The 19752-nt window shown below is 42.3% G+C and carries 17 protein-coding genes and 1 pseudogene; 2 read left to right on the plus strand and 16 right to left on the minus strand.

The annotated features are described in order from the left end of the window. Positions 1–120: 120 nt before the first annotated feature. Genes LM917_RS20560 through LM917_RS20570 form a run of 3 tightly spaced genes read right to left on the minus strand, consistent with a single transcriptional unit; the run spans position 121 to position 3138 of the window. Entirely contained in the window at positions 121–792 is a 672-nt protein-coding gene (locus LM917_RS20560; RefSeq protein ID WP_232699586.1) for a response regulator transcription factor, read from the minus strand. Further along, complete coding sequence (locus LM917_RS20565) at positions 761–2221, minus strand: HAMP domain-containing sensor histidine kinase (protein WP_232699587.1); 1461 nt, start codon at positions 2219–2221, stop codon at positions 761–763. The genes LM917_RS20560 and LM917_RS20565 overlap by 32 nt, the downstream gene beginning before the upstream one ends. After that, positions 2218–3138, minus strand: a complete 921-nt coding sequence (locus LM917_RS20570; RefSeq protein WP_232699588.1) for a substrate-binding domain-containing protein — start codon at positions 3136–3138, stop codon at positions 2218–2220. The genes LM917_RS20565 and LM917_RS20570 overlap by 4 nt, the downstream gene beginning before the upstream one ends. Before the next feature lie 429 nt (positions 3139–3567). Between LM917_RS20570 and pgtP the strand changes: the two genes are divergently transcribed. Continuing rightward, a complete protein-coding gene (pgtP, locus tag LM917_RS20575) occupies positions 3568–4950 on the plus strand; it encodes a phosphoglycerate transporter PgtP (protein ID WP_232699589.1) in 1383 nt (460 codons plus the stop codon). A gap of 105 nt (positions 4951–5055) precedes the next feature. On the opposite strand, the gene cimA is transcribed toward pgtP, so the two are convergent. The 7 genes from cimA to LM917_RS20610 all read right to left on the minus strand — a co-directional run bounded on the left by cimA (position 5056) and on the right by LM917_RS20610 (position 14706). After that, entirely contained in the window at positions 5056–6681 is a 1626-nt protein-coding gene (gene cimA, locus LM917_RS20580) for a citramalate synthase (RefSeq protein WP_232699590.1), read from the minus strand. A 726-nt stretch (positions 6682–7407) separates the two neighbouring features. Next, positions 7408–8247 carry an alpha/beta hydrolase gene (locus LM917_RS20585; RefSeq protein WP_232699591.1) on the minus strand — a complete coding sequence of 280 codons (840 nt, stop codon included), beginning with the start codon at positions 8245–8247 and terminating at the stop codon, positions 7408–7410. Positions 8248–8288: 41 nt separating this feature from the next. Then, positions 8289–9497 carry a M20 metallopeptidase family protein gene (locus LM917_RS20590; protein ID WP_232699592.1) on the minus strand — a complete coding sequence of 403 codons (1209 nt, stop codon included), beginning with the start codon at positions 9495–9497 and terminating at the stop codon, positions 8289–8291. Between the two features lie 291 nt (positions 9498–9788). Then, positions 9789–9992: a cold shock domain-containing protein gene (locus LM917_RS20595; RefSeq protein WP_232699593.1), complete on the minus strand. Its 204-nt coding sequence runs from the start codon at positions 9990–9992 to the stop codon at positions 9789–9791. A 140-nt stretch (positions 9993–10132) separates the two neighbouring features. Beyond that, entirely contained in the window at positions 10133–12142 is a 2010-nt protein-coding gene (locus LM917_RS20600) for a dynamin family protein (RefSeq protein WP_232699594.1), read from the minus strand. A gap of 16 nt (positions 12143–12158) precedes the next feature. Further along, positions 12159–13742: a dynamin family protein gene (locus tag LM917_RS20605; RefSeq protein WP_373688816.1), complete on the minus strand. Its 1584-nt coding sequence runs from the start codon at positions 13740–13742 to the stop codon at positions 12159–12161. 286 nt (positions 13743–14028) lie between these two features. Next, positions 14029–14706: a fructose-6-phosphate aldolase gene (locus LM917_RS20610; protein ID WP_232699595.1), complete on the minus strand. Its 678-nt coding sequence runs from the start codon at positions 14704–14706 to the stop codon at positions 14029–14031. A gap of 328 nt (positions 14707–15034) precedes the next feature. Here LM917_RS20610 and LM917_RS20615 point away from each other — a divergent pair. Beyond that, positions 15035–15319, plus strand: a pseudogene (locus LM917_RS20615) (DDE-type integrase/transposase/recombinase); the annotation flags it as partial. A 143-nt stretch (positions 15320–15462) separates the two neighbouring features. Here LM917_RS20615 and LM917_RS20620 read toward each other — a convergent pair. The 6 genes from LM917_RS20620 to LM917_RS20645 form a co-directional block, all read right to left on the minus strand. Then, complete coding sequence (locus tag LM917_RS20620) at positions 15463–15771, minus strand: hypothetical protein (protein WP_232699596.1); 309 nt, start codon at positions 15769–15771, stop codon at positions 15463–15465. A 4-nt stretch (positions 15772–15775) separates the two neighbouring features. After that, positions 15776–16783: an EamA family transporter gene (locus LM917_RS20625; protein ID WP_232699597.1), complete on the minus strand. Its 1008-nt coding sequence runs from the start codon at positions 16781–16783 to the stop codon at positions 15776–15778. A gap of 200 nt (positions 16784–16983) precedes the next feature. Beyond that, positions 16984–17754, minus strand: a complete 771-nt coding sequence (locus LM917_RS20630; protein WP_232699598.1) for a response regulator transcription factor — start codon at positions 17752–17754, stop codon at positions 16984–16986. A gap of 4 nt (positions 17755–17758) precedes the next feature. Then, the gene (locus tag LM917_RS20635) at positions 17759–18937 is read right to left on the minus strand and encodes a histidine kinase (protein ID WP_232699599.1); all 1179 of its coding nucleotides are present in this window, start codon (positions 18935–18937) and stop codon (positions 17759–17761) included. 205 nt (positions 18938–19142) lie between these two features. Continuing rightward, entirely contained in the window at positions 19143–19424 is a 282-nt protein-coding gene (eutM, locus tag LM917_RS20640) for an ethanolamine utilization microcompartment protein EutM (protein WP_255668463.1), read from the minus strand. Positions 19425–19461: 37 nt separating this feature from the next. Then, complete coding sequence (locus LM917_RS20645; RefSeq protein WP_232699600.1) at positions 19462–19743, minus strand: BMC domain-containing protein; 282 nt, start codon at positions 19741–19743, stop codon at positions 19462–19464. Between the last annotated feature and the right edge of the window lie 9 nt (positions 19744–19752).

The raw sequence follows: 19752 nt of genomic DNA on the forward strand, positions 1-19752 counted from the left end.
AGACGCTATCTCTCTGCTTTTTCTATTTTTAGGAAAAGAAGAAATGATGATGAGTTTACTTGAGGTTAGAAGTGCAGGTGGGGTGTCAGCATAGTGATTCTAGCAAACAGATAAAAACTATTATACTTGACCATCATGTAAAAGATTATACTTCAAGGCGTAATCTACCAGTTCACTCTTTCTGGTAACGTTTATCTTATTCATTATCCTTGTCTTATGGGTATCAATCGTTTTGATACTAACGGATAATTCTTTAGCTGTCTCAACTAATGTATATCCTCTTGCTAGAAAACCCAACACCTCCCTCTCACGTGGACTTAAGATCACATTAGGATCTTTCATGTCTGATTCTTTTGGAGGCTTTTTTTGGAACGTCGATGTGAGTATTGTCTGAACTTCTTGCGGTCGAAGGTATACGTATCCGTTCATAACATAGTCAATAGCTGTGTATAGCTCCTCATCTACCGCCGCCTTAGGAATGTAACCGGAGGCTCCCTCCTTCATGATTGAAGTAATATACTCTTCATCCTCATGCATCGTGAGCACGATGACTTTAGCTTGTTCATGTCTCAATTTTATTTCTCTTAGTACCTGAATGCCGTCCAGACGAGGCATACTGATATCAAGTAATAAAATATGGGGTTTCACTTCTTCATAAAGCCGTAGCGCTTCAATTCCATCAGCAGCTTCCCCGACAACCTTGAAAGATGGTTTTTTTTGCAATAACAGTTTTAATCCTGCTCGTAATAAAGCATGATCATCAACTATCATGATTTCTATTGTCTTTTCCATCACTACACCCTTTTTCCAATTTGAACGGGATTGATACCATTAGTTCAGTCCCGCCAAGATTTGTAGTTTTGATAAAGAAATAACCGCCTAGTAATTCCGCTCTTTCTTGCATACCATATATCCCAATCCGATTTTCCTTGCGTGCCTTCTCAAAGTCTTTTGGTCGTATTCCTTGACCATTATCACGAATAGTTAATTCTATAAATTGATCAGCGATAACCATATTAATTACAATCTGCGTCGCTATCGTATGTTTTATTACATTAGTCATACTTTCTTGGAGAATGCGATACAAAGCTACAGCAATATGATCATCAATATGGAGGTCTTCATCTGGAACTGAGAGAATAATTTGAACCTCATACTTTTCTTCATACTTTTTCGTATATTTCTTTATAGCTGCAATTAAGCCCATATCATCTAAAATAGGTGGGCGTAATTCCACTGCTAAATCTCTTATTTCTCGTAAAATACTCGCAGCCGTCTCCCGGCTGGATAATAGTAGTTGATGATGTTCAGTATCCTTTGCCTCATTTGCCAGAACACTCATTGTCACCATTAGCGAAGTAAGAGCTTGGCTTGTTTCATCATGAAGTTCTCGGGAAATCCTTTTTCTCTCTTCTTCCTGTGCTGATAAAAGTTTTAGAATTAGCATATCTCGAAGTCTCTCTTTTTCTTGAAGCTCCTTCAACAGAATTTCTACTTCCCCGTTAGCACTAATTAAGTTGTCAGCCATCTCATTAAAAGTATGGGCAAGCCTTCCTACTTCATCGTCACTCGTAACTTTAGCTCGCAAGGATAATTTCCCTGCTGATATACCTGTTGCTACAGCAACTAAATTATTTATCGGCTTCGTGATGAAGTGGGTAACATAATACGTTATAACAGCTGTTGCTATGCAAACTATTAATGTCGCAATAATTAATTTGACAATTTTATTTACAATATAGGTTTGATACGATGCTTCTGACATACCTACACGAACGAATCCAATATCCCCCTCCTCAATAGGAATAAGAATATCGTGAATCTTACCTTCATCTGAAGTTAGGGTAGCAATTTGTAATTTGTTTGTACCATTAGGGGTATGTGCGCGTAATATCCCTTTTGGCAAATGTCCTAAAAATGTGTCTCCTACAAGACCGTTATTGTTATTGATTACCAGGATATATCGAACATCTTCGTTCGATTTTTGTACTTCAGAAACAAGGAGATGGAGAGAATATTGATCATCTGTAAGAATGTAATCAGAGCACAATCCCATAATATTATTTGCAATGTTAACTCCACGTTTCTTAAGATCTTCAGCCATCATTTCCGAAAGAGAGTCCCAAATAATTGATCCCAATACTGTAGCAAGGATGAGCAACGCGGTAAAGATAACTCCAAATATCTTCTGGTTAATCTGAAGCTTGTTCATCCACCTCATAGTTGACCTCTTTTATCAGCATTGTTACTAAAATAAGGATCATAATATTTCGAATCAAAAGGAACGAAGCGGTCTATAAACAGACCCTTTAACGCTGGTTTTAGAGTTGGTTGCTCATGCATGGACATAAAAAGTTCTTTAATAATATTCTTTTCTTCATCTGATAAGCTACTACTGATTACCACTGGACCAGTACCAACTGGCTCCGATTTTTCAATGATTTGTAAAGAATTAATAATATCGGGATTTTCTAGCTTAGCTTGTTCATAGACCAAACTATTAACAGCTGCTGCGTCGACAACTCTATTCATTACAGCCTTAAGTGATTTTTCATGACTGTATGTATAAGTATAGCTTTCAAAGAAATGTTCCGGTGTCTCATTAATTTCAGCTAATTTTTTGCTTACAAAGATATAGCTGGAATAACTACTAGGATCGGCTATGGCGACTCTTTTTTCTCTTAATTCATTAATATCTGAAATATGACTGTCACGGTTTACAATCAGATAACCATAATAATATGGAACACCCATTCTCTCTTGCATTGCAATCGCTTCGAGACCCTTATCTTGTCCATTTGTTAAAAAGGCACCTGATGATAGCAATGCTATATCTGCCCCACCATTCATCATTAATGTACTAATTTCGTTGTAGCTCTTGCGCTGAATAAGAACAGCTGGCCTATTAAGTTGTTCTCCTAGATAATCAGTAATTTTTCTATAGTGCATGATTGTATGACTTGGTGACAATACACCTGATATAGCCACACGAATCGGAGACTGCGTATCGTCAAGATAAGCTGCGGGGGGAGATTCTGACTCTGAAAAAATAATCTGATAATTCGAAATACTTCTCGAGCATCCTGAAACAAGGCAAATGATCAATATCATAAGTAGTAACTTTGACAGCCTTCTCATTATTTTTTCTCCACTCTACACCGGGAATAATCTCCTACATGTATCTGAACTGGGGTGCGAACTTAGTATAGCATGAGATTGATATAGCACGTCATTTCAAGTATTTTCAGTCAAATTTACCTTCAATCTCGGATGTAGGATTTTTTCTGACATTCCCCCATATATATTCTTACAAAAAAATCAGAACTATGCTGATAGTCTACTTACTCAAATGGGAAGATAATTGAAATAAGGAGCACGATATTCATAACAAGGGGGGTATATAAAACAGATGTTTTGAAAGCACTTTCATTAAGCTAGCGATGAAATCTTGCGTCTATTATGTAGAACTCGTTATCATGAGAAAATTTTCATTTTATAAAATATCTTAATCGTGTTTCTTGTTTGATGTCCTTTTCGTTTATAACCTAATGAAATGAGGTTCAAGGTATGATTTCCTTTTTAAAGCCTAGAGTTACTCCTACCAAAGTACCACCAGATCAGATTGAATCTACCTATAAACGTTACCGGTTCCAATCTTTATTAGGCGTTTTCTTCGGATACATGGCCTATTATATTGTCCGTAGTAACTTTGCATTATCTACTCCTTATCTTAAAGAAGAGCTTCATCTTAGTGCAACAGAAGTAGGTTTAATAAGCAGTTGTATGCTAATTTCTTATGGAATTAGTAAAGGCCTCATGAGTAGTCTTGCGGATAAAGCCGATCCTAAGCGGTATATGGCACTTGGTTTGCTTATGTGTGGACTGGTTAATATTATGCTTGGTTTCTCTACCGCTTTTTGGATGTTTGCCATACTAGTTGTATGTAACGGAATTTTTCAGGGAATGGGTGTAGGTCCTAGTTTTATTACAATCGCAAACTGGTTCCCGCGTAAGCAAAGGGGTACAATAGGTGCCATTTGGAATACCTCACATAATCTTGGTGGTGGTATCGTTGCTCCTCTGGTTGGCGTCGGCTTTGCCATGTTTGGTACTGAAAACTGGCAAATGGCAAGCTATCAGTTACCAGCTGCAGCCGCAATCGTTTTTGCAATGATAGTTTTAGCTCTGACAAAAGGTTCCCCTACTAATGAGGGCTTGCCACCTTTAAGTGAAATCGTCAACGATGGTGATGTTGAAATTACTTTCAATAACAAAGAGACTTCAAAAGCTCCACAGGATATGAATTCATGGCAAATCTTCAAAAATTATGTTTTGTTTAACAAAAATGCATGGTATGTTTCGCTATTAGACGTTTTCGTGTACATGGTTCGTTTTGGAATCATAAGCTGGCTACCAATTTACTTATTGAATGTGAAACATTTCTCAAAAGAGGAGATGAGTGTTGCTTTCTTATTCTTTGAATGGGCAGCTATTCCTTCTACTCTCTTGGTTGGTTATCTTTCTGACAAGCTATTCAAAGGATACCGTATGCCACCTGCAATGATTGCAATGTCGTTGATTTTCTTCTGTATCATTGGCTACTGGCAAAGTACCACTATCTTTATGACTACAGTCTTTGCTGCTATTATTGGTTGCTTAATTTACGTCCCTCAATTTTTGGCTTCCGTACAAACAATGGAGATTGTACCTCCATTCGCTGTTGGATCTGCAGTTGGTTTACGTGGCTTCATGAGCTACATTCTAGGTGCTTCTTTTGGTACTACTCTCTTTGGTGTAATGGTAGATACTGTTGGCTGGAATGGTGGTTTTTATTTATTGTTGGTTGCCGTCGTCCTATGCTTAGTATTCTGTGTACTTACCCATATGGGAGCAAAAGAACTCGATCACAAACGTCAACAACAGAAGATTGCTGCAGAATTAGTATCGTAAAATAAGAAAGAGACCCGTAGGATGGGAACACTTTGAAAAAGTGACCTGACTACGGGTCATATTGTTTATGGGAGCTTGTAGTAATAAATAGAGAGTGGAAATAATTTAGTGGTTCACAATACCGACCCGAAATTCGTCCGTTTGTTCACGTTCTGGTAACGTAACGCCATTTTTCCATAGCAAGTAACGAATGCTATCAATTAATGCTTCCCAGCTCGCTTCAATTACGTTCGCAGAAACACCCACGGTACTCCATGTTTCACCTTGATAAGCAGACTCAATCAGTACGCGTACCTTGGCAGCCGTTGCTTCGCTCTCATCCAGTACACGAACTTTATAATCTGTCAAATGCATTTCTGATAACATCGGGAAGTGAGATTCCAGCGCTTTACGCAACGCATTATCCAGTGCGTTAACAGGCCCGTTTCCTTCTGCTACGGTATGGACAATCTCACCCTTGATATTACACTTTACCATTGCTTCTGACAGAATGGCTTTGTCTGTTGACTTTTCCATAAATACTTTAAACGTTTCTAGTGAGAAAAGCTGATCCAGCTTACCTGACGCCTCCAAAATCATGAGTGTTAGAGAGGCTTCCGCACCTTCATACTGGTACCCTTCGTACTCCTTCTCTTTTAATCGTTTCACTACTTCTCTTGAAAGCAATTTTTCTTGATCAAAGGAGATTTGTAATTCTTCTGCTTTTGCCAGCAGGTTACTCTGACCAGAGAGCTCCGAAACAAGGATTCTACGTCGATTCCCAATTTGTTCAGGGACCATATGTTCATATGTACTTGCATTTTTCATCACAGCACTTACATGAATTCCGCCTTTATGTGCAAAAGCACTATTCCCTACAAATGGCTGATTTACAGGTAACATAATATTCGCAATTTCAGCCACATAGCGAGAAACACTTGTTAGTTGCTCCAGGTTTTCTGGTGACACACAAGTATGACCCAGCTTCACCTGTAGGTTAGGAATAACGGAGATAAGATTAACATTGCCGCAGCGCTCCCCAATCCCATTGATGGTACCTTGTACTTGATCAACACCAGCTTGCACAGCAGCTAACGCATTCGCAACAGCAAGCTCGCAGTCATTGTGAGGATGAATTCCCATCTTCGTCACACAAGCAGCTTTTACGCTGGCTACAATTTCACTCATTTGATGTGGCAAGGTTCCTCCATTGGTATCGCACAGAACCAGCCAGTCTGCATCCGCTTTTTCTGCTGCATATAATACTTGCAAGGCATACTCCGGATTCGCTTTATATCCATCGAAGAAATGCTCAGCCAAAAAGAGAACGGATAACCCGCTTTCTTTTAAAAACCGAACGGAATCTGTAATCATACGAAGATTTTCTTCCAAATCAGTCTTTAATGCCTCATGTACATGTAAATCCCACGATTTGCCGAAAATCGAAGCAACTTGCACGCCACTTTCCAAAATAGCTCGCAAATTCACATCATCAGATGCAGCTACATGTGGACGGCATGTACTACCAAATGCAGTAATCTTTGCATGCTGCAAGGGAATCTCTTTTATACGTTGAAAAAAAGCCATGTCTTTCGGATTACTCCCTGGCCAGCCACCTTCGATATAATCAATACCAAATTTGTCTAAACGAATTGCGATTTTAACCTTGTCCTCCACCGACAGGCTGATGCCTTCACCCTGTGTTCCGTCGCGAAGCGTGGTGTCATACAAATGGATTTTTCTCCCCGTCATATAATTCCTCTCCATTTTTATCTTTTTATTTAAAGTTTTTAGAAAAATCAGAGTGCATAAAATATTTTATATTGCCTTTCAGTATACCACAGCGTAGTAAAGGACAAAAGGATTATCTTGACTTTTTTGGCGACATGAGAAAATTGTCATCTTCCTAGTTGTAGTGGAGAAAACCAGCTTCTCTTTTCACCCTTCACTAAAAGTCTTCGCCCCACAAGGGGTTAAACTGTCCGCTCCGCACTCTTCACCCTAGAAAGCTCAAAACGATGTCTTCACTGTAAGACTTGCTTTCTTCTCGCTTTTTATCCCGATGAAGAGTGCTCCGCTGGGTCGGGCTTCGCCAAGTCGCTCATTGTGAAAAGAGAAGCTGGTTTTTGAAGGCTGTTGGTGTTGTTATTGTTTTTTCACTGAAGTTGTTAGCAGAAGAAGCACATTTTTTGTCCAAAACTATTTAAGGTCCTACCTAGCTACACAGCAAAGAGGGCGGATTAAAAAGTGCAACCCATGAGATACTGCATAGCATTGTCATCATTTTGCACTTTCCGCACTCTTTACTGTGTAGCGGACAGTATTTGCTCCCTTGCGGGACCTTAACGAGTTTGCAGACAGAAAATGTGCTTCTTCTGCCCCACTACAGTAGTCAATATCACAATGAGAAAAGCGGCTCCAATAGAAGCCGCCTTCTCTCTTACTATATTTGTGTATAAATCGCTGAACCACTTGCCACTAGCGCTCGGAATGAGTTCGGACAAATTCTGCTGTAATGGTAATAGCCTCTTCAAGCTGTTCACTGCTGCCTGCAAATGGATGCTTTGTGTTCATAACGTGATCAGCATCTACAATCCAATGGAGTTCTCCTCGTTTCGCTGCTTCTTGAAGAATACTTGCGCCTTGCACCAAACGCGCAAAATCTTTATCTCCCTGAATGATGCATATCGGCTGTGACATGTGGCGTACTTTTTCTACCAAATGATATGCTTCCTGATTTTGATCTACATCATCAATGACCACTTGTGTAATCGGCATTTCTTGCCCGGTTCTTCCGTTAATGATATAACTGACACCTTTCTCGGAAATCTCTTGACGCAGCTTTTGATCAAATAGGTTTACATGACTAATCCCATTCCAGGTAATGATACCTTTTATGTCCGGATTATCTGTACCAAACAGGATCGAATCACCGCCACCTTTACTGTGTCCCATGACGAAAATCTTCTCGTAATCCATCACCTCTGCATGAGGCAGCTTATTCTGTTTAATCGCCTCTACCAGTGCTGTAAGATCTGCGATTTCTCTCGCAAAGGTATTAATCCCGAACTTCTCCAGCTCGTCGAATTCGGTTGTACTTTCACCCACTCCGTTAGCAGAGAAGTTAAATCGAATTACCGTTATTCCTCTCTCCGATAACTGTTCCGCTACATAAGGGAAGCTCCCCCAATCCTTAAAGCCTTTAAATCCGTGGCAAAAAAGAAGAATCGGTTGCTTTTCTCCCTCCGTAGCCTGAGTATGTACATTACCACGAATTACGAATGTTTCATCAAGAGGTAGAAGAAAAGAAGTATGCATTTGTTCCACTCTCCTTTCAATTAATCTGCGAAATCTGTTCTTTATTCTTCAGTTCCTTCATGTTCATATAGGTACTGTAGCGCTGTCCTGCCTAGAGCTTCTCCAGCAAGTAGCATGGCACGTTCATCAATATCAAACATTGGATGGTGGTGCGCATACGTTGCCCCAACTTCTGGGTTACCTGCACCGATAAATATATAGGCACCTGGTGCTTTCTCCAGATAATAAGAGAAATCCTCTCCACCCATAACTGGTTTAACACGAATCATGTGATCTTCGCCTACTATGGAGGCTGCAACCTGGTGCATTAGCTCAGTTTCTGCTTCTGTGTTGATAAGGGCTGGATAACCACGATCATAGTGTAGAACCGCTGTACCACCGTTAAGAGCTGCCGTCCCTTCCACGATTTCACGCAAGCGACGCTCTCCCAGGTCGCGAACCTCGGCTGTGAACGTACGAAGAGTTCCTGTCAATCTGCTCGTATCAGCTATGACATTGAAGTTATTTCCAGCGTTAAAGGTTCCCATACTTACAACAATACTCTCCTGTGGATCAACGTTGCGACTTGCTATCGTTTGGATGTTATTGACGATTTGTGCGCCAATCACGATGGAATCCACTGTCTCATGTGGCATTGCACCATGACCACCCTTACCTTGCACCTCAATAATAAAATCATCCGTATTCGCCATTACAGGCCCTGGCGCCAGTCCAATGTGTCCATATGGAATTGTGGACCATACATGCGCGCCAAATATAGCATCAACGCCATCCATCGCACCATCCGCTACCATGCCAATCGCTCCACCTGGATTCTCTTCTTCAGCATGCTGAAATATAAAAACAATGGTTCCTGGAATCTCATCTTTATGCTTGGCGAGCACCTGTGCAAGTCCTAAGAGCCCTGCTGTATGTGCATCATGTCCGCATGCATGCATGGCACCAGGTACTTTTGATTTATAGGCGACTTCCTTCTGATCATCAATTGGTAACGCATCAAAATCTGCTCGTAATGCTACCGTTTTCCCCGGTTTTTTACCGATTAGCTTGCCGACAACGCCACGGCTACTTACTTTTTCCCTTACTTCATCAAGTCCAATTTCTCGTAAAATCTGGGCAATCATAGCCGGTGTCTTTTCCTCTTGAAAAGACAACTCGGGATATTGGTGGAAGTGTCTGCGCCACGCCACAACCTGTGGATACAGCTCCTGTAGTAGTTCTCCCAAAGGCAAAGCTGTATGTACCGCCATCTCTATTCCCTCATTTCATTTCTCTCTTTTATTTGTAAATCATATCAGACCTGTTCCGCTTGTGGTAGTCCCTCGCATCGTCCGTTGCTTCACTCTCCTCTCCTGATTCATAGCAAAAACGACCGCTTAGGGTATTGAACGTCTCCCCATGCGGTCGTTTATTTTTACTGTATCAGAAAGTATAAACTTCGAAGGCTCACTTCCTGATACGTATGAAAAACATCCTCTAAGGAAGAACCAGCTTCTTCGAAAGGACTTCCATAGAAGTTTTCTTATGTTAGTAGCAGGATGTTAAGATTCAATTTTTTCTACATTGGCAGCTTGTGGTCCACGATCTCCCTTTACGATATCAAAGTTCACTTGATCTCCTTGATCTAGATTACGAAAACCAGTACCACTAATCCCCGTAAAGTGAACAAATACATCCGGACCGTCTGTTCTTTCGATAAACCCATACCCTTTTTCCTTGTTAAACCATTTCACTTTTCCTTGCATAACCTGGTGCCTCCCTCACAATCTGTAAAGCAATCCTGCTTTGTCTTTATTCTATGCAGTTGCCCTGTATTGTGAGCCGGACCAATCCATGGTTATCTTCAATTGAAAAAGTTTTTTTGGGTAAACATGAGAGAACTCCTTTACACCAAAGTAGCCAATCTTGTTTCTGTTTCCTTCAGTTGGTTCACATCAACCTTGGCATCAAGAGCTGCAAACAGACCCTGGCTATATTCTTCTACCTGATCCATCACTTTTTGACGTTCTGATTGCGACATACTGTTGAAAGCATCCTGAAGAGCTGTCGCCAAAATTTCTCCTGCTTGTTCCAGGTAACGATCCACCTGTTCGTGCATTCGTTTTTCTAATTCTGCTCTCAGGTTGGAGCGTCCTTCTCCTTCAAAAAAGTCTTTAGGATTTTTAAACAATGATAGAGCCGAGTACATAACTGAAGGTTCGGCTGGCAATTCTTCAGCAAAATTAGGGGTCTGCAAAGATCTTACCTTATAAGGAGCAAGCTCAATCCCAGACCAGATCGCCTGAAGTTCTTTTTGCCACACCAGGACTAATTTATCGCCTGATTTATTCATGTATTTTTCCAGACGAAGGAAAGTAGCTCTCATCTCTTGCGCCAGATCGTACCCAATGGAACGGAATAAATCCTCTAAACAATCTTGAGCCGCTTTTTTCAGGTTGCGACCATCATCCTTTAATGCAGCAGGGTTAAAGGCGCTTGCAAAGAACTCTGAAAACCGGAAAAAGAGTCGTTGTTTTACGTAGTAAAGTAATTCTTCCTGTTCTTTTTTGCCGTTTCTCTCCTCATTGCTGACTGTTACGCTATGTGTTCGCAGGGTTGCCTGTTCTTTTGCCTGTCTAACGCCTTCTCTTCTTTCTTCACGGGCACTCTCGCCTTCCTGTGCCAGTTCGATATACTCACGCAAGCGATCGTGAGCTCGTCTTATTTCGCCATCTGCCGCCGCTACTGCTTGCAGGGCTAATCCATCCACCGTATATTGCAAGAAGTCGCGTTCAAACGGTGGCATACCAGAAATGACAAGCCCCTTCTCTGCAGAAGGCAACTCCCCCTCCATTGCGTCTGTGCGTTGACGATATACTTTTTCTGCGGACGGGGCAAGTGATCCTTTTGCCAGCATTTTAGATAATATTGCTGTTTGACTGGAAATCGGGTAAATACGTGGATGCCTGATGCCACAGGACAATAGATTTTTTTCTACATGGGTAAGAACATCCTGCAACTCATCCGGTGATTGTGCCAGATCAGCTGCATTGACGATAAAAAACATCTTATCCAATTCAAACGTATCTTTTACCCGACCCATTTGTAATAAAAATTCTCTGTCTGCATGGGCAAAGGCATGGTTGTAATAGGTAACAAACAGGATAACATCGGCATTTTTCAAGTATTCAAAGGCAACACCGGTATGACGAGCATTAATGGAATCTGCCCCAGGGGTATCTACAAGCACCATACCTTGATCCGTCAACGGGCAACTAAAATATAGTTCGATGTAATCCGCAAAGCATGCTTTTTCTTCTTTCGCCACGAATTTTTTAAACTCTTTTTCATCTACAAGTAGTTCCTGACCCAAATGGGGTGCTGCCTCATCCCACCCTTTTTTCACCGCTTTAATAAAAGTATAGTGTGGTTTGGCATTGGCAGGAACTTCACTGATATTCATTTCAGCAACTGCGTTAATCCCGTTCTCCAGTTGCGCTTCCTGAATATGAAAAACAGCAAGGGAACGACGTACATCTTCCTCGATCACATCTCTTGATTTAAGCACAACGCGCACGGTTCCATGTGGATAGGTTTCTGTCGGTGGCATGATTTTATTGATTGCTGCTGTTGTTGGATTCGGAGAAACCGGCAAAATCATCTCACCCATCAAAGCATTGGCAAATGAAGATTTCCCTGCGCTAAATGCTCCAAATAGTGCCACCGTGAAACGATTTTCTTCCAGACGGTCTGCACGTTCTTCCATTGTTTCAGCCAGTTGCTTCATTCCTGCTAATTCTTTGATCCAATGGCTAGCCTGGCGTAGTTTTGTTGCACTATTAATCAGCAATGGTTTTACCTGTTGCGATGCTTCTACTCTCTCACTAGTTGCCATTTGTTGCTTCTCTACGTTCATGTAGCCTTACGCTCCTCTATTGGTAAAGTAATCTCATCAGCTCGTTTTTTTGTGATTTTTCTGCCTCAGTCAGGGTAACAAATTGTAAATAAGCACCCTGTAATGCTTCTAGCTCTTGCATATTTTCTGAGATAGTTGTTTGTTCTTGTTGATTCATCTCTTCCAAACACGCTACAATCTGCTCAATAATCAATAGGGCTACCCGACGGTATGATATTTTTATGCCATCCGAAATATCTTTGCAATAGTTCATAACATACTCGTCCGTCCCTGCTCCCTGTTTCACCTGAGAAGTAAGCCACTCCTCTGTAATGTCGATCTTTGCATCATGAATTTGCTGGTGCAAGCTATCACTGCGCACTCCATATCGATCAATAAAACTGGTAAGCAGCTGACGGAAATGAAAATCCAGATTAGCGGATACTTTTTCCTTTATATCATCGCGCAAGGCTTGTATTCTGGCTGCGCGTTCATCCTCTGTTTTCTTCGCAGAACCAAATAAAAATCCTACTTTAAATCCTGGTTTTCGCGTATCCAGATACTCCTTGGCTGCTGTGTTCGTACTGTAGTAGGTAATTCGCGCGTTTTGCAACAGATCAGTCAATTCTTTTTCCATCTGATTGTAAGCGTTCTTGGAAGCTGATTGAAGCTCAGCTATTTTTGCTAGTAATTGTTGGTGCTGCTTAGTAGCTTCATTTTGATCGTTAATATGGAGACCACGCTCAACCAGTTTCTCCGTTTGTGTCTCAATTGTCTCTTCAGCCTTCTCACGTACAGGCTGATGTTGTCTGGCTACTACCTTTCCATGCTCATCGATTAGTGCTTTTGCTGATAGTAGAATGCTTTGGGAGATTAAGCTCTCACCATGTTCATATAAATCTAGCAAAGTGGAACGAAATTCTTCGTATTGGTTCTCAGGATGATCTGATTCTGCCAGAGTGGTATAGAAAATCCCGTCCGGTTTGATATTCCACATGTCAAACGCGTCTTCCACACTCTCCTTGTAGCTATCAAAATCAAGCTCAAAGTCAACGTGCTTATCTATCATGTTAATAACGAGATAGACCGGTTTCCCTCTATCTTTTAACATCTTGGTAAAATTAAAGTTCTCTTCTGCCTGCACATGGTTATAGTCCATCATATATATAATCACGTCAGCTAAATGAAGGGCTGATTCTGTAGCCACTTTATGGGCAGCATCTGTGGAATCAATACCTGGTGTATCGAGAAGACTTGTCTTTTCTGTAAGGAATAGACCAGGATAACAGATTTCCACCCACTCAACCTCGTCTCCATCCACTGCATGCTTTTTAAGCGTTTCCAAATCGGTATGTGGATCAAGAGTTAAAACTCCACTTTTTCTGGTATGAACACTGGCAGCAGGTTCGCCGCCTCTTATTTTTACAACGTTAGCGCTTGTTGGAATAGGGTTAGCTGGTAATAGTTCTACCCCCAGAAGCGTATTAATCATTGTTGATTTCCCTGCGGAAAAGTGACCGCAAAAAGCAATGCTCATCTCTTCGAAACGGCCCTTTTCTACTAATTGTTGCAGTTTATTTGCATGAAGATCATCCTGATGGCTACGCATTACGTCTGCCATCTGAAGTACATTCTCTGTTAGTTTTGTTAGGCTCTTATGATTGGTCATGATCATGTCTTGGCTCACTTGTTATCACTCCATCTTCCTACTCTACCATGACCGAATGTACCACACTACCAAACAACCTTCAATGCATAAGTGCGAATATTTGTACATCAGAATATGCTGTTTTCCTTTTATTTCAATAAAAAGCATGTTTCCGGCTATCTACTTATGCCAAAAACATGCTTTTTGTCTTATTTGAGTGATTTATTTTAGAATTAGAAATTGATTTACAGCGTTTAGGTTACAGTTGATGAACCAGTTTCCCCTCGCCATAAACATTTTCCCAATCCTGCACAAACTGATCTACGCTCCAATCAGTCATTGGATGTTTAAGTAGATTATCCATGATTTCAGCAGTTACCGTTACAGAATGACCGCCAGCTAATGCTACATGTAACACTTGTTGCACATTTTTAAATGAAGCTGCTAATACTTTTGTATCAAGCTGATGTTCCTTAAATAGAGTTACAATATGCTCTACTACTTGTACTCCATTTGCTCCCATATTGTCTAAACGATTTACATAGGGTGCAACAAATTCAGCACCAGAAACGGAAGCGATGTGTGCTTGTTCGGCAGTAAAAATAGCAGTAGCTGTGATTTTTACTCCTTTTTTATTTAGCATTTTCATCGCCTTGATGCCCTCAGGAATGACAGGAATTTTTACATAGAAGTTACCCCCTACATTCTCTTGCATGTACAAGGCTTCTTCTACAATATCTTCAGCTTTTCTTCCTAATGATTGAGCATGTAACAGACTATCTTCCCCAATGATGCGTCTAATCTCCTTGAGATGGGAGAGGAAATCTGTTTTTTCTTTTGCAATAATCGATGGGTTCGTAGTTACGCCTGCCATAGGATACAAGTCAAATGCTCTTTCAATTTGCTTTAGATTTGCCGTGTCCAACATGTAGATCATAGGTTGCAGCATCCTCTCTTCTGTAGATAATCTTAGATGACTCTATACAGTATGTCTCATAAATATTGTATCCTATCTTTTCTTTGAGTTTTGCTCATTTCTATGAAAGTAATAAGGAGATTTTATTAAGTAAAATTGAATTCATATTCAGATATAATAAAAAAAGCCCCGAAACGGATATAATATCGTCTCGAAGCTTTAAAGCTATGTATGGTGCCGATAGAGAGACTTGAACCCCCACGGTCACGATTTTGAATCCCGAGTGTCATTATAACACATGCGGAAATTAAGTCAAGGAGGAAGAATTTAGAACCAGCAAAAAACCTCGTGTAATGAAGCGGAACAGGCTAATAAATTGAATCGTGAGTTTAGACAGTCAGAAGTCAAACAAGTGGTTGTAAGCGATCTGACATATGTCAAAGTGAAAAACAAATGGCATTACATCTGTGTATTTGTCGACCTCTTTAATCGAGAGATTATCGGCTATAGTGCTGGCCCGAATAAGGATGCTGCGCTTGTAAGCCGGGCTTTTGCTTCCATGCAGGGAGACTTGCATCAAATTCAGTTATTCCATACCGCCCGTAGCAGTAAGTTCAAAAATAAACGAATTGATATTGACAATCCACCGGACGGTTTTTTTGCAACGCACAATAGCCTGTATGGAGTGTTGTAGCTTTGAACCCTTGGCGCAGCCGCCTTTACGACGCAACCCGGCCTAGGGCCGGGTTGTTTGTGGTTAGACTAAAACTCCTTGAATTATTTCGTCAGGACCTGTTTGTAGTTTTGAGCCCATTTTTTAGGCAAATATTTATTGATTGTACGATTTCCCTCATCGTTGATCGCGTAGTACATGCATAATTCCCCATTAGCGTTCAGCTCGTAATGGACCTCATCAATCAGTCCGTTTGCCTGCAACGACAGCATATGATCCAGGAAGTTCTCCCTTGTAAATTGGCCTTCTTCACCGTATTCGCTTTTCAAAGCGTTCATCGCATCATCAATATTTGCCTGCTGCACAGTGGACATGAAAAGCAGTACACGAGAGCGGATCGGTAACAACGCCATTTGCTTACGCCTCCTTTTTGAAGAGATCCATGGGATTCATCGAAACCAAAAGCGCTCCCAATGTGATAATAATTGCGCCGGTAATAACTGTAGGAGTCAACGATTCACCGAGGAAGATAGCGGCAAAGACAACCCCCCACAGCACATATGTAATGTTTAGCGACATTCCGACGGCAACGCCAACCATACTGTTGGCCATATACCATGTCAGGAAAGAGATTGCCGTAAACAGGGCCGCAGCCGCGATAATGAGCATGGGCGATACGGAGCCAAGCACGGAAGCAAAGAGATCCGTCGCGGCGAAGAGAGGCAAAAGCACTGCAATGTAAACGATTCCGGAAACGCCCTCGCGAATGGTGATGGCGATATTAGAATCGATCATGGACATGCCGAAAGCGGAAAATACGCCTTCCAGTCCCCAGCCAATTGCGGCCACCAAAGCGAAAATTATGCCCAATGTGAAATTCTCCGCTCCTCCTTCAGGATTGACATAGGAAATGAGCGCCGCTCCGACAACACAGATTAACATGCCGACTGCCACCCGTTTATCAATCTTCTGCTTAAGGAACATTCGCGCGAAAATAGCCCCAAACATAGGACAAAGTGCCGAAATGGGGATAGCCGCTGCTCCGGCCAAAGCAATCCCAACCAGATATGCCCCGTTGGCGATCGGGCCGCCAAACACCGCGGCCAGTGCAACCATCAGACCCGGTATAGTTACCAGACTGCGGCCGATTTCTTTGCCCTTCCCTTTCATTACGTTCCAGATTACAAGCCAGATCGCCGCCATAGTATCATTGATCGCCGATGCCACAAGCGGCGCCGCAAACACCCCTAAGACTCCCAGGAAAGGATCCTTCATCATGGCCATGGCAACGATGGTGCTGTAAAGGCCGAACGTAATGCCGGAAATCAGTCCGTACACGATTCCATTTCTTCTAAAACGACTGTTCATCTTTTGTTTCAGCATGGCGGCCGTAGCCACGGGAGATGCCACTGCTTCCTTCATCATCCATACACCTCTGTTACTTAGAATTATCTTCATTGTATAACACAGCGGCCATTGTGCTTGGTACTAACCGTACCTCTTGTTGCACTCTCTGAATCACTTTTTCTCCATTCTGGTACTATCCATACTTTTAGGACGATAGAGTCAATAAAAAAAACCTCCCCCCTGACAGCTTAGTCGGGGGGAGGTTCCTGGAACTCTATCTATTGATTGTTTTTTTGAACTTGGGCAAGGACGCTTTTTTTGTATTCTTTGGGCGTCATATTCATTTGCTTGTAGAATACCCGGTTGAAATAAGACGGATCGGTAAAGCCGCATTCCGCGGAGATGCGATAGGCGGGATATCCTGTAGTCTCCAGAAGCTTGCAGGCATGCGCAATCTTGAGCCTGTTCACATAATCCGTATAAGTAACGCCCATCTCCTTTTTGAATATGCGGCTAAAATATTGGGGATTCATGTACACATGATCCGCCACCATTTGCAAGGTCAGCTCTCCTTTGTAATTCTCTTGAATATAATCGACGGCTTCCTTAATAAAGCACTGACGCTCTTCGGCCGGTTCTATCGGAGAAGTGTCTATTAAAGAATTTCTTTCTGGTTGGGCAGCCTGCTCCAGTGCCTTGCGAATCATTTGCCGCAATATTTCCGGCTTGACCGGTTTAAGCAAGTATTCGTGTACCCGCAGGCTGATTGCCGCCTGTGCATAGGAAAAATCCGAGCTGGCCGACAAAATCGACACGCATGCGTCGGGGAGAAACCGGCGAATCTCCTGCAACGAGGAGATTCCATCCATTTCCGGTAAAGTGATATCCATAAAAATAATATCCGGCCGATATTGCTTGGCGAGTTTGATCGCCTGCAAACCGGTCTCACAGGTAAGAAGCTTATCTTCAGTGCGTAGTATTTCCAGCGCGATGGATTGAAGAAATTCCAGTTCCATCAGTTCATCCTCTACAATCATGACAACACTCATTGCATTACCTCACATTGGGTTGGGTGGTAATTCGAATGTTGACCGTGCTCCCGCTGTAATCGGATTTCACGATCGATAACCCATACTCTTCTCCATAATAACGCTTCAAGCGGCTGTCGGTGCTCCGAAAGCCCACACCGGTTTTGCTGTCCGGCTGATGGATGAGCTTGAGCACCTCCGGCGAGAACCCGTTGCCGTTATCCATAACGGATATGGTGATATCATTTCCGTACTTTTCGGCAATCAAACGAATGGTTCCCCCGTCCCGCTTGGGGGTAATTCCGTGAATCACCGCATTTTCCACAATAGGCTGAATAACCATATTCGGAATGCGATAAGCCATTATATCGTCAGGAATGGAAATTTCATACTGCAGGCGGTTTTTGAAACGCGCCTTTTGTATATATAGATATTTCTCAATGTTATCCATTTCGGATGCAATGGTATGAAGCTGGTCTTCCTGCTTAAGATTGTATCGCAGCAAGTCGGACAGGCAATAGATCAATTCCTCCGTGGTATGGGAGTGTTCGAAATAGGCGATGCGGGCAATGGAATTCAAAGTATTGAACAGAAAATGGGGATTGATTACCAGAGACATATTTTTCGCCTCCAAATCAATCACCTTCTTCTCCAGTATTTCCTTTTCCACAGACAGGCGATTGATGATCCTTTCGTTGTCCTGCGTACTTTCGGCGATGTCGAGCGCAATATTTCTTGCGATATGATTGCAAAGTTGCTCGTGAATATCCGCCTTGTCCTTATCAATGGTTTGCAGAGCCGATATCGCTTTCGCGACAAGCTCCAAATCCAATCCCTTCAATTCGGCCAACTCCGCCGTATTGATCAGATATTTTTGAAATTCCGACTCTTGGGAATACGCCTGCATCCCCGCTACGTATCCAACAACCTCATCTTTGACCATAATGGGCAGCAAAATATTTTCCATGCCGTAACAGCAGACAAATCTCCCCCGTTCGAAGGAATGAAAGCGATTAACATAATCCGCGCACGGCCGCGATTGATTTTCCCAGCAAATAAGCTTGCAAAAATCAGGGGAAGGGTTAAATTCCAGCAAAATGTCTCCGTTGATATCAAACAGCAAAAGCGAGAACTTGGAAAGGGACAGAACGCCGCTGTATCGGGCGTACACTTTGTTTGCGATCAGCTTATCGGTTTTCTGCATAAACTCCTTGCACCTTTCACCGAAAATGAACGGGAAAACTGGCGTTTCACGTTAAAGTTTTCACATATGTATTTATATTATAGCAACGCCCCTCCCCCCGTCAAATGCCATGAGTCATTATTATTCAAGCGGAATTCACAGGTAAAAAAAAAAGCCTAAACCTGGTATTAGCAGGTTTAGGCCTTTTTTCATAGTTAAGATTAAATTATAGCTTAGCAGTGGGAAGAATGACTTCCACTTCGCTGTGGGGACGAGGAATCACATGCACCGACACCAGTTCCCCTACACGTTGCGCAGCTGCTGCGCCGGCGTCTGTCGCCGCTTTCACCGCTCCTACATCGCCCCGTACCATCACGGTAACAAGACCGCCACCGACCATCTCTTTGCCGATCAAGCTGACATTGGCCGCTTTGACCATTGCGTCCGCCGCTTCAATCGAGCCTACCAACCCTTTTGTTTCGATTAAACCCAGAGCTTCCGATTTCATGATTCATTCCTCCTAAATGTTTTATGATTTTTTGGAATTATGGCTTAGCAGGCGGAAGGATGGTTTCCATTTCGCTGTGGGGACGAGGAATCACATGCACCGACACTAGTTCCCCTACACTTTGCGCGGCCGCGGCGCCGGCATCCGTCGCTGCTTTCACCGCCCCTACATCGCCTCGCACCATCACGGTAACAAGACCGCCTCCTACCATCTCCTTGCCGATCAAAGTGACATTGGCCGCCTTGACCATTGCGTCCGCCGCTTCGATTGAACCTACCAACCCTTTTGTTTCAATCAAACCTAGAGCTTCAGATCTCATGTTGATTTC

The organism is Brevibacillus daliensis (genome assembly GCF_021245735.1).
In the GTDB taxonomy this organism is placed as follows: domain Bacteria; phylum Bacillota; class Bacilli; order Brevibacillales; family Brevibacillaceae; genus Brevibacillus_B; species Brevibacillus_B daliensis.